The following is an 11,253-nucleotide window of genomic DNA, read 5'->3' as shown; positions in this document are numbered from 1 at the left end:
TCTCGAAGCTCACGAACGCTCAAAACTCTTGCCCAAGTCCTTCTGGAACTGGACCGAGATGCTTTGCATCCGGAAGAACGGACAGACCCCCTACACCCCGAACACGAACCTCCTCTACGGACTCAAGGAAGCTCTGCGCATTCTCAACGAGGAGGGAATGGACAAACGTCTTCGCCCCGCATATCCGCTTCGGCGAGGCAACCCGGAGCAGCGGTAGAAGCGTGGGGGCTCGAGGTGCTGTGCACGAACGAGAACGAACACTCACCGGTCCTCACCGCCGTGCTCATGCCCGAGGGCTTCGACGCCGACGAACTGAGGGGAATCATCCTTGAGAGGTTCAACATGTCTCTGGGTGCGGGACTGTCGAAACTCAAGGGAAAGATCTTCCGGATCGGCCACCTCGGCGATCTCAGCGATCTGACTCTGGCCGGAACCCTCTCCGGCGTGCAGATGGGCCTGCAGCTGGCAGGCATCAAGGTCGATCCTTCGGGCGTGGAGGCCGTGCTCGACATCCTCCGGGACACGTGAGGGGCGGCCCCACCTGCACAGCAACGCTTCACTCAATGAGTCAGCCTCCGCACGATCGATTGGTGAGAAGACAATGGGCGACTTCATCGCAGACCTGACCCACAGCATTGCAGGCACGGTCGACACCTCGGCGCGCAGGCGAGCCGAATACGCGGTCGACGCCTCGAACTACCGCGTGCCGCCGCGGGCCGTCGTCTTCCCGACGACGACGGCCGATGTCGCTGCCATCCTCGACGTGGCACGGTCCCATAGCGTGCCGATCACCTCCCGCGGTGGAGGCACGTCTCAGGCAGGCAATGCCATCGGAACCGGAGTCGTCATCGACTTCTCCCGGCACCTCAATCGGGTCCTCGACATCGACCCCGTCGCCAAGACCGCACGTGTTGAGCCCGGTGTTTCTCATGAGCGATCTGCAGAAGGCCGGTGCCCCGCACGGTCTGCGCTTCGGACCCGATCCGTCGACGAAGAACCGGGCCACGATCGCGGGCATGATCGGCAACAACTCCTGCGGACCACACGCGATCTCCGCGGGACGCACCGTTGACAACGTCGTCGAACTCGACGTCATCGATGGGCTGGGACGACGCTTCACCGCTGGAGAAGGACTCGACCCAGTACCCGGGCTGTCCGATCTTGCGTCGAGCCACCTCGGCGTCATCCGCACCGAATTCGGCCGCTTCAGCCGACAGGCCTCGGCCTATGCGCTGGAACACCTGCTGCCGGAGAACGGGCCCAATCTCGCGCGGTTCCTCGTCGGCAGCGAGGGCACTCTGACGACGACGATGGAAGCCGTGGTGTCCCTCGGGGACGTGCCGAACTCACCGACCGTCCTGGCCCTGGGCTACCCGGACATGTTCGTCGCCGCCGACGCGGTCCCACGAGTCCTGCCCCACGGACCACTTGCCGTCGAAGGCATCGACTCCCGCCTCATGGACATGGTCCGCGCCCACAAGGGCAAGGACGCGGTACCGGAACTGCCCGCTGGTTCCGGGTGGCTGCTCATCGAGGTCGCCGGAGCCACCGCCGCCGAGGCTGTTGCGAACGCCCAGGTCATCGCCGACGATTCGGGCACAGATTCCTACCGGATCATTCCCGCCGGCCCAGAGGCCTCGACTCTGTGGGGCATCCGGGCCGACGCCGGGGGACTGGCCGGCCGCACCGAGAAGGGCGACCCGGCCTGGACAGGATGGGAAGATGCCGCGGTTCCCCCGGACGTCCTCGGCGACTACCTGCGTGAGCAGGACGAGCTGATGAACAGCTACGGGGTCGTCGGACTGCCCTATGGCCATTTCGGCGACGGGTGCGTGCACATGCGCACGAACTTCCCCTTCGACCAGCCGGAGGGCACCGAGATCTTCCGCAGCTTCCTCATGGACGCCGGTCGCCTGGTCACCAAGTTCGGAGGATCTGCCTCCGGTGAACACGGTGACGGTCGCGCCCGCTCCGAACTGCTGGCTCTGCAGCACTCCACCGAAGCCGTCACCGCATTGGAACAGGTCAAGCGCCTTTTCGACCCGGAGGCGCTGCTCAACCCCGGCGTCATCGTCGATCCGCTGCCACTCGACCAGGATCTGCGCCGGCCGCAGGCGATCTCGATCCAGGCGGCAGGCGGGTTCTCCTTCTCCCATGACAAGGGAAGCTTCACCGATGCGGTGCACCGCTGTGTGGGGGTCGGCAAGTGCCGTGCGGATACCACTGGTTCCGGTGGTTTCATGTGCCCGTCCTATCTGGCCACGCGCGATGAGAAGGACAGCACTCGGGGACGCGCCCGCGTGCTTCAGGAGGTCACCAACGGCGGCCTCATCAACGACTGGAACTCCGCAGCCGTGCACGAATCGCTGGACCTGTGCCTGAGCTGCAAGGCGTGTGGCAGCGACTGCCCTGCCGGTGTCGACATGGCCCAATACAAGTCGGAAGTCCTCCACCGCACGTACAAGGGAAAGGTCCGACCGCTCTCGCATTACTCGCTGGGTTGGCTGCCCATCTGGGGCAAGGCCCTGACCGCGGTTCCGGGCGTCAGTGCAATCGCGAACGCGGCACTGTCGCTGAGGCCGTTGGCCAAACTCGTGCTGGCAGGTGGCGGGATGGACACCCGGCGCGGCATGGTCAGCTTCAACACTCAGCGCTTCTCCCGCTGGGCGAAGAAGAACGTCACGGAGGCCCAGGCCCGCGACGAACTGGTGGGAGAACACTATGTGCGCAGCTCAACGGTGCAACGCGGACACCGGCCGCAGGTCCTGCTCTGGGCGGACTCATTCTCTGAGTACCTCTCGGATGCCGGGGCCCGAGCGACCGTCGCAGTGCTGGAGGCCGCCGGATTCGAGGTCCTGCTGCCGGAGTCACAGGCATGCTGCGGCCTGACTCTGATCTCCACCGGTCAGCTTGATGCGGCACGGGCCCGGCTGACCCACACCATGGAGGTGCTGGTCCCGTATGCGCAGAAGGGGGTCCCCATCGTCGGCATCGAGCCGAGCTGCACAGCCGTACTGCGTAGCGACCTGAAGGATCTGTTCCCCGATGACACACGGGCCAGCCTGATCGCGGCGCGCACCTCCACCATCGCCGAGGTGCTGGTGGAGTCGGACATCGACGTGCCCGATCTGTCCGGCCGGACCATCGTCGTCCAGCCGCACTGCCATCAGCATTCGGTCATGGGCTTCGCCGCGGATCGAAAGATCCTCGAACGCACCGGGGCCACCATTCGCGAACTGGCAGGGTGCTGCGGGCTGGCAGGCAACTTCGGAATGGAGGCCGGTCACTACGAAGTCTCCGTCGCTGTGGCCGAGAACGCGCTGCTGCCGGGACTGCGTGACGCACCGGAGAACTCGATCTTCCTGGCCGATGGCTACTCGTGCAGAACCCAGGCGAATGATCTGGCCGAGGTGCAGGGCATGACCCTGTCCCAACTGCTGACAGGTGGGGCGGCCAGCGTCGAATATTCCGCTCGAGCGAAGCGATTGCCGGTCGCGAGGACAGAGGCGGGCGCGCCTGCATCGATGATCGGGCGCGCCATGTGAGAAGTGCGCGTGTACTTAGAGCAACATGAGCGTGGAGCTCCTGGTTTCGTGCAGCGCTGAACCAGGTAGCTCGACATCACACCAGAACATCCCACCCTTCAAACATTCTTTTTCATTCCTGTGTCGTGTCGCTGAGGCGGCGGAGGTCCTCGACGACATCTGCGGGCTCGTCCTCGAGAGGCATATCGGCTCTGTCGCCGACGCTGTCGAGGCCGTGCGGGGTATCCGCAAGTGCGCCATCGAAGAGCGCATTGAGATCGATCGTCGCAGGACCGTGCTCCGCAACGAGTTCGAAGGTCTTGCCTGCTGCTTCCGGTGCCGTCACAGCCGAGACGAGCACCTGGGCGAGCTGTTCGCGGGAGACTGTTCCATCAGAAGGGCCACCTGCATACTGGCGGTCATCCTGGCGGAGGACGAGCTGCTGCTCGTCCGGGCCGTTCTCATCGAACCAGCCGGGTCGCACGATGGTGTATGGCTGGCCGCTGGAGCGGACCAAGCGCTCAGCACGTCGTTTCCAATCGGCTATGTGTGAGGTGTTGTACCAACTGGTTCGTGCAGTGACACCGACTCCGGTCGTCAGCACGATCCGCACCTCACTATGAGCGATCAGGTCCAGCACGTTGCGAACACCGTTGTATTCGACTTGCCGGATCGTCTCCTCGCTCCCCTCAGCGCCATGCGCGAAAATCACCGCGTCCGCGCCCTCGAGAGCCGCACGCATACTCTCGCGATCGGTGAGATCACCCCGAACAGGCTCTACCCCCTCCGGCAGTACAGAAGCTCGAGACGGGGTACGAACAAGTGCCAGTGTGCGATAGCCCTGCCGGAGAGCTTCGGCAGCAACCAGGCGGCCCATGCTGCCGGTCGCTCCGATGATCAGAACAGACGAGATATTCAATGTGTACTCCTTCTCAGTGTGACGGTACTGGTGTCGGCGAAGTTGGCGAGGAGGTCTATGCGCTTCTCGTTCGCTCAACCGGGGCGATCAGTTTACAGGCGAATCTGCGATCTGTATGAATGTTAACATTCATACATCGATGAGACATCGGGGTCTGGGCACAGGGACCGAATTGCTCCATCCTCAAGTCCACAAGAGTCAAGAAAGAGGTCGTCAATGGCTACTTCCACGAGCGAGAGAGGGTTTCGACCCGCCTCGCGACTAAGTGAGATACGTCCCTCACCAATCAGAGCCATCTTTGACAAGGCGGCTGAGTTAGAGGCTGACGGTGAAAAGGTCTACCACTTCGAAATCGGGAGACCAGACTTCGATACTCCGGCGACGGTGAAGGAGAGCGCGATAACCGCGCTCAATCGAGGCGATGTCCACTATGGGCCGAATGCTGGGACTCTTGATCTGCGCTCAGCTATTGCTGACGACCTTGCCCAGCGTCGCCTTTTGCACTACGAAGCCGACGGAGAAGTCCTCGTCACAATCGGGGCGAATGAAGCCGTCTTTCTTGCCATCATGGCCTTCTGCGACCCTGGTGACGAAGTGATCATTCCAGTACCGGCCTGGGCCCATTATCGAGAATGCGTGCGCCTTGCAGGAGCGACACCGATACCTGTTGAACTCGATGCCGAAGACAACTACAACCTCGATGTCGAGGCCATCGCTGCGCACGTGACGTCAGCGACGCGAATGGTTGTCATTTGCACTCCGAACAATCCAAGCGGAACCGTGGTCGGCGAGGACGAACTCAATATGCTCAATGACGTACTCAAAGGAACCGACGCGCTGCTTCTCTCAGACGAAATCTATGCTGACCTCATATACGGCGATGCTGTCCACCATTCACCAGCCGCCCTTCCGGACCTACGCGACCGAACGCTGAGCATCGGCGGCTTCGCCAAAGCATTCGCCATGGACGGATGGCGACTGGGATGGCTGGCCGGACCGCGCGAACTCATCACTCCCGCGCTCCGCGTCCGCCAATTCACCACTGTCTGCCCTCCAGCGTTCCTGCAGCCAGCGGCTGCGACGGCTCTTCGCAGTGCCCGAGAGGAGGCCGAGGGCATGCGGGCTGAATTCGAACGTCGCAGGAACGTCGGACTGGAACTGTTGACCGGCATACCTGGCGTCCATGTCACTCGCCCTGATGGTGCCTTCTACCTCTACCTCACCTATGACCCGGCTATTGCCGAACCTGCTGACGAACTTGCGCTGCGCCTGTTGAGCGAGGACAACGTTGCGGTTATCCCTGGCACGGCGTTCGACCCCGAAGGCGGCACGTATGCCCTGAGAATCTCCTACGCCTGTCACGTCGACGACCTACGCGAAGGCCTCACCAGAATCACGCACGCATTGACAACGAAACAAGGAGAGACAAACCGATGACAACCATCACCCACGAGCGGCACCGCTCGGTAATCGATGCCATCACCCGGCTGGAGCCCGACGGTGTCGCATACGTACCAAGCGCCAGCATAGCGCCGATCATCAATGGGCTGCTCTCAGCCGAAGAGGAGGGTACCTTGCCTCTCATCTTCCCCGTCTCTCGTGAAGAGGAAGCCATCGGCATTGTCGGTGCCTATCCCCTTGCCGGAAAATTCGGGGTAATCGTCATGCAAGACAATGGCTTCGGCAACGCGCTCACGGCCCTGACGACTTTCGCGGTCTCGTACCATCTTCCTCTCCTGATCATCGCCAATACCCGTGGCGGCCTGGGCGAGTACAACTCGATGATCCACAATATTTCAGCACCGGTGCCGGAACTGCTCCGCTCGACGAACATCCCTGTCTTCTCACTGGACCGCCGCAACTCTGCAGACGATTGGGCAGCGACGATCGTGGAAGCCGGCAAGCATTCTCAGATGACGTATCGCCCCGTCGTCGTCCTCATGGAATTCTTCGACCACACCGATGAAAAGGCCAAAGCATGAAACGCATCGATGCACTCCGCACCATCATCGAATCCACAGCCAATGAACCCGTTGTTGCCACCTGTGCGGCGACAAGCAGAGAACTGGCCTCAATTGATGACCGCGACAACCATCTCTATCTTCTCGACGCCATGGGCCTCGCGATTTCAGTGGGGAACGGGATAGCACAGTGCATCCAAGCCAACTCGGAAGCGCGATGCTTTGTCATTGAAGGAGACGGCTCGATGCTGATGAATCCTGGAGCTGCACTGACCGCGGGCTATCTCCGACAGGAGAACCTGGTAATCATTGTTCTCGACAATGGCGTCTACGCCTCAACCGCAGGAATCCCAACTCAGGCACGCGACCTCGACCTTGGCGCGATCGCTGAAGCCGCGGGGCTCAGGGTGCTTCGGCCCGAGGGCGAGGCCGAACTTGCGGCAGCCCTGACCGCATCGAGAAATGAGGCGGGCCCGTGGTTCCTTCATGCCCGAATCGAACCTGGCAATGCTGCCTCGACTCCGCTTCTGCTCATGGATCCCGTCATCCTCGGCCAGCGGTTTCAATCGTGGCTGCTCTGCAGAACGGCATCCTGAAACATGTGCCAACAATCTATGAGTCCCACAGGTGAGAATCGATCTTGCGGCTCGCCGCCCAGTTGCACTACACGACTACCTGTGGGCATGTCGCCGTGCACCGGAAACCAGCGTCGATGCATCACAAGAAGGGTGCCGTCGATGGCGAGTCGAAATGGATTTCGACGAGTGAAGCCGGCTCCTCATCGGCGCCGAGATCGGTTCGGAGGCGCTCGAACGCGGTTCTGATGTGATCGCGCACAAGGCCTTCAGCAGCCTCTCCATTGCGGTCCCGGATTGCCGTAAACAGTTCCCAGTGCTCCGAGCTGATTCGAGTGCGATAGTCGTCATGATTGCGTTGTCTTGTCCCTAGGAGCAGTGCAATCTGGGACCGCAGACTCAGCCATACCAATTCGAGCCGACGGTTGCCTGAACGTTCATAGATTGCATCATGGAACGCAATGTCTGCACTCAGCATCTCACGCTGGTTGCCTCGTCGAACAGCGTCGTCAACAGCTTTTGCATGTGACTCGATGAGTAAGAGATCGTCATCAGTTCGATTGGCGATGAGCGCGCGAATGGCGACAAGCTCGATGGCAAAGCGGACGGAGTAGATTTCCTCGAGATCGTGCTCTTCGAACTCGGTGACGAAGGAACCACGATGCCACTCACCCTGCAACAGCCCCTCCTGCCGCAAGATCGTGATGGCGTCCCTTACCGGCCCACGGCTCACAGACAGAACCTTTGCCAACTCGACTTCGTTGATGCGTTCGCCTGGGGAGAGACTGCCGTCAAGAATCGATTCGCGTATTCGGTCAGCGACGTCATCGGACATGCCGCGTCGCTTGAGAGGTTTCTGCATGAGACTTTCCTCGTTGTCACAACGGCTGAATGTGTGTTCGGGTATGAAGTTAACATTACGACACACTAGGACAGTCCGTACACTGCGCCGAATGTTGTGTCCTCTATTGGCCTCGCTGAGTCGTGGGTCCAAAATATTCAGCCGGTGTCCGATCAGGAAGTCTGGAGCTGCAAAATTGTGGCATACGCAGTGGATTCGTCATCTGAGCTGACGAATCCACCGGTTGATTTTGAACTGGATGATGGCTACGAAGCGACATTCTCCTTCGCCTTCGCGCCAGCCTTCCGTGTTCTGAGGTTACGGATCACCGCGGTCACCAATGGGTAGGCGAGGGCGATGAGGGCCGCGACCGTGAGAATGAGCGAAAACGGACGCTGGAACATGATGAAGAGGTTCCCATCGCCCATCGCTGAGGTTTGGACCAGGTACTTCTCCAACAGTGGGCCCAGCACCAGGCCGAGCACGAATGGCGCCGCCGGGAAGTCGAAACGCTTCATGAAGTAACCGAGCAGCCCGGCAAAGAACACGATCCACAGTGTGAATGTGTTGTTTCCCAGAGCGAAGGCACCGACGAAGCTCATCATGAGCACGATGGGGTAGAGGAAGACGTACGGAATCCTGAGAATCTGAGCGAAGACCGGAGCCAGCGGCAGGTTGAGCACCAGCAGGATGAGGTTGCCGAAGAAGAAGCTCACCAGCAGACCCCACACCAGGTCAGGTTCCTGTTGAAAGAGCAGAGGACCGGGCTGGAGTCCGAAGATGACGAAGGCACCCAGCAGCACCGCAGTCGTTCCGCTGCCGGGAATGCCGAGTGCGAGAGTGGGGATGAAGCTCGCATTGGCGGCAGCGTTGTTCGCAGCCTCCGGGGACGCCACAGCCTCCGGGGCACCCTTCCCGATGAGATGCTTGAACTTGCTCACCTGCTTCTCCACGCCGTAGGCGAGGAATGTGGCCAGAGTGGCTCCGGCGCCGGGAAGGACACCGACGGCAAAGCCCAAGACGGTGCCGCGCGTGGCCGCAGGGGCGGAGCGGGTCAGCTCCTCCTTCGTCACCAGCAGATCCTTGAAACGTGCACGGATGGGTTTCTCACCGCCTCGGCGGATCTGGTGGAGAACCTCACCGACGGCGAAGATTCCGATCATCACGGCAACGAAATCGAGCCCGGAGAGCAGGTTCACGCTGCCGAAGGTGAACCGTGCTGTGGAGAACCCGGATGCCACACCGACCATCGACACGAGGAGTCCTGCTGCGGCCATTGTGATGCCGCGCAGAATGTTCTCGCCGGCAAAGGACACGATCGTGGCCATACCCAACAATATGATCGCGAGATTCTCCGCAGGTCCGAAGTTGAGCGCGAAATGTGCGATCGGTTGGGCCAAGGCCATGAGGCCGATGAGCGAGATGATCGCAGCGAAGAAGGACGCCAGGGCGGAGATCGCCAAGGCTGCTCCCGCTCGACCTTTGCGTGCCATCTGATAGCCGTCGAGGGTGAGCACGACGCTCGATGCGTCTCCGGGGGTGGAGATGAGGATCGAGCTGATCGAGGACCCGTACTGGGATCCGTAGTAGATTCCAGCCAGCATGATGAGAGCTGTGACCGGCTCGAATGCCAGCGTCACCGGCAGGAGAATGGCCACACCCGTGGTCGAACCGAGGCCCGGCAGCAGCCCGATGACCGTTCCGAGGAGAACGCCGACGAAGCACCACAGGAGATTTTCAGGGCTGACTGCGGTTTCCAGCCCGAGCATGAGATTGTCGATCATGGAAGTTCCTCAGATCAGTCCGAGCAGTCCGGCCGGCATGGGAACCGACAAGACGAGCCCGAAGACGATGTAGACGAAGATGGCTGCGCCGATGGTTGTGGCAGCGGAAGTCCACCATTTCTGCTTCTCAACGACGAGGAGCAGGAACAGGATTGCGGCGGCCAAAGAGATGATGAGGCCGATGACGGGTATGAGCGCGAGGGCGACTCCGAAGGTGAGGAATATGTAGAAGGGGGCGCGGTTACGCTGCTTCTCAGTACGACCGAAGGTGTCGAGGTCACCGCTCGAATCGTCATCGGGACGAGATTCTGCGACGGCGTCGATCGACTCTGCGGCCGTTGCCTCGATGTCCTCGACCGCAGACATGATGCGACCTCCGGAGGTGCCCACACGGGCGAAGAAGAGCCGGAAGATCTCAGCCGCTGAGGCGAGGAAGATGAATGCGCCGGTGAGGAAGGGAAGCATTCCCGGTCCGACCTGTCCGCCCTCCACGGTGAGACCGTAGCCGAATCCCATGATGGCGGCCGTTCCTCCGATGACTCCGAGAATCGAAGTCCCGACGACATCGGCGAGGTCCGGCTTGTTCCGAGGCGGAAGCTTCTCCGTTTCGATTGTCGTGCTCATCGTGGACTCACCTGCATTCCCGCCGCCGCTCCCGCGACTGCAGTGTCGGTATCTGCCGTGTCTCGACGGCTTTCAGCCATTCGCACCGCCAGGTCGAAGGCATGGGTGCTCGGCCCGAGGTCGGCCTTGCCTGTGCCGACGATGTTGTGAGCGGTGCCGTGTGCAGGGGTAGCGATAGGAATCGGGATTCCACCGTGGACAGTGACTCCCTGATCGAACCCGAGCAGCTTCATCGCGATCTGGCCCTGATCGTGATACATCGTCACCACCCCGTCGTAGTCCCCACCGACCGCGCGGGCGAAGAGAGTATCGCAGGGGAACGGCCCCTCGACATCGATTCCACGCGAGCGGGCCAACTCGATGGCCGGGGCGATGTCGTCGATCTCCTCTCTGCCGAATTTCCCGCCCTCACCTGCATGGGGGTTGAGCGCACAGACAGCCAGGCGCGGCGTCGAGGTACGCGTCTGCGCCACAACACGATTGAGCAGCTCGATGGTCTCGAGAACCTTGCCGGCTCTGATGCCGTCGGCGATCTCCGAGACCGGAACATGCGAAGTGACACGTGCTGTGACGAGCGCCTCGATGAAGTTCAGCTCCGAGGTGAAGCCGTCGAAGTCGAGCCGCTTTGCGAACCAGCGCAGCTCGTCTTCCTCGGTCATGCCTGCCTGCCCCATGGCACCTTTGTTCAGAGGCAGGAACATCACACCGTCTGCTTCACCGCCGGCGCACAGGTCGAGCGCTGTGGCCAGATCGGCCAGAGCGCGCTCGCCTGCGGCGATGCTGACTTCACCGACGGGAATGGCAGGCCCGCGGTAGTCGGTGCCGAGATACTCGATGTCATCGCGATCGGCAATCGTCACCGCCGCCCTTGTGGCGAAGGAGTCCAGTTCCTCCGCCGTCGCTGTGACGAGCAATCGCGCCCGAGCGCGATTGGCGGGATCGGCGAGGAGCCGAGCCATGAGCTCGGGGCCGACTCCGGAGAGATCTCCGGGAACGAGAACGATTCGGGGGATGTCTGACGTCAT

At 61.5% G+C, this 11,253-nt stretch carries 12 protein-coding genes; 7 read left to right on the top strand and 5 right to left on the bottom strand.

Going from position 1 to position 11,253, the window contains the following annotated elements; all coding sequences use genetic code 11:
- The 4 genes from HX613_RS16980 to HX613_RS16970 all read left to right on the top strand — a co-directional run.
- A partial coding sequence (locus HX613_RS16980; RefSeq protein WP_235346398.1) for a hypothetical protein occupies positions 1 to 217 on the top strand: 217 nt, incomplete at its 5' end.
- 17 nt (positions 218 to 234) lie between these two features.
- Positions 235 to 528 (top strand): hypothetical protein, encoded by a 294-nt coding sequence (locus HX613_RS16975; protein WP_235346397.1) that lies wholly within the window; start codon positions 235 to 237, stop codon positions 526 to 528.
- A gap of 73 nt (positions 529 to 601) precedes the next feature.
- Positions 602 to 1,072 carry an FAD-binding oxidoreductase gene (locus tag HX613_RS22770; RefSeq protein WP_328284978.1) on the top strand — a complete coding sequence of 157 codons (471 nt, stop codon included), beginning with the start codon at positions 602 to 604 and terminating at the stop codon, positions 1,070 to 1,072.
- A complete protein-coding gene (locus HX613_RS16970) occupies positions 966 to 3,545 on the top strand; it encodes an FAD-binding and (Fe-S)-binding domain-containing protein (RefSeq protein ID WP_328284981.1) in 2,580 nt (859 codons plus the stop codon). Before HX613_RS22770 ends, HX613_RS16970 begins: the two co-directional genes overlap by 107 nt.
- Positions 3,546 to 3,657: 112 nt before the next feature.
- On the opposite strand, the gene HX613_RS16965 is transcribed toward HX613_RS16970, so the two are convergent.
- Positions 3,658 to 4,443, bottom strand: a complete 786-nt coding sequence (locus tag HX613_RS16965) for an SDR family oxidoreductase (RefSeq protein WP_235345554.1) — start codon at positions 4,441 to 4,443, stop codon at positions 3,658 to 3,660.
- Positions 4,444 to 4,659: 216 nt separating this feature from the next.
- Between HX613_RS16965 and HX613_RS16960 the strand changes: the two genes are divergently transcribed.
- Genes HX613_RS16960 through HX613_RS16950 form a run of 3 tightly spaced genes read left to right on the top strand, consistent with a single transcriptional unit; the run spans position 4,660 to position 7,000 of the window.
- Positions 4,660 to 5,880, top strand: a complete 1,221-nt coding sequence (locus HX613_RS16960) for a pyridoxal phosphate-dependent aminotransferase (protein WP_268826976.1) — start codon at positions 4,660 to 4,662, stop codon at positions 5,878 to 5,880.
- On the top strand, positions 5,877 to 6,425 hold the full coding sequence (locus HX613_RS16955) for a thiamine pyrophosphate-binding protein (protein ID WP_235346395.1): 549 nt from the start codon (positions 5,877 to 5,879) through the stop codon (positions 6,423 to 6,425). The genes HX613_RS16960 and HX613_RS16955 overlap by 4 nt, the downstream gene beginning before the upstream one ends.
- On the top strand, positions 6,422 to 7,000 hold the full coding sequence (locus tag HX613_RS16950) for a thiamine pyrophosphate-dependent enzyme (RefSeq protein WP_235346394.1): 579 nt from the start codon (positions 6,422 to 6,424) through the stop codon (positions 6,998 to 7,000). Before HX613_RS16955 ends, HX613_RS16950 begins: the two co-directional genes overlap by 4 nt.
- 121 nt (positions 7,001 to 7,121) lie before the next feature.
- On the opposite strand, the gene HX613_RS16945 is transcribed toward HX613_RS16950, so the two are convergent.
- The 4 genes from HX613_RS16945 to HX613_RS16930 all read right to left on the bottom strand — a co-directional run bounded on the left by HX613_RS16945 (position 7,122) and on the right by HX613_RS16930 (position 11,253).
- Positions 7,122 to 7,814, bottom strand: a complete 693-nt coding sequence (locus HX613_RS16945) for a GntR family transcriptional regulator (protein ID WP_235346409.1) — start codon at positions 7,812 to 7,814, stop codon at positions 7,122 to 7,124.
- 272 nt (positions 7,815 to 8,086) lie between these two features.
- A complete protein-coding gene (locus HX613_RS16940; RefSeq protein ID WP_235346393.1) occupies positions 8,087 to 9,604 on the bottom strand; it encodes a tripartite tricarboxylate transporter permease in 1,518 nt (505 codons plus the stop codon).
- 9 nt (positions 9,605 to 9,613) lie between these two features.
- Positions 9,614 to 10,228 carry a tripartite tricarboxylate transporter TctB family protein gene (locus HX613_RS16935; RefSeq protein ID WP_235346392.1) on the bottom strand — a complete coding sequence of 205 codons (615 nt, stop codon included), beginning with the start codon at positions 10,226 to 10,228 and terminating at the stop codon, positions 9,614 to 9,616.
- Positions 10,225 to 11,253, bottom strand: coding sequence for a 4-hydroxythreonine-4-phosphate dehydrogenase PdxA (locus tag HX613_RS16930; RefSeq protein ID WP_235346391.1), 1,029 nt, complete (start codon positions 11,251 to 11,253; stop codon positions 10,225 to 10,227). Before HX613_RS16930 ends, HX613_RS16935 begins: the two co-directional genes overlap by 4 nt.

Source organism: Brevibacterium sp. UCMA 11754 (assembly GCF_021532275.1).
GTDB lineage: Bacteria > Actinomycetota > Actinomycetes > Actinomycetales > Brevibacteriaceae > Brevibacterium.
The sequence above is the reverse complement of the archived record's forward strand: the minus strand, read 5'-3'. Positions and strand labels throughout refer to the sequence as shown.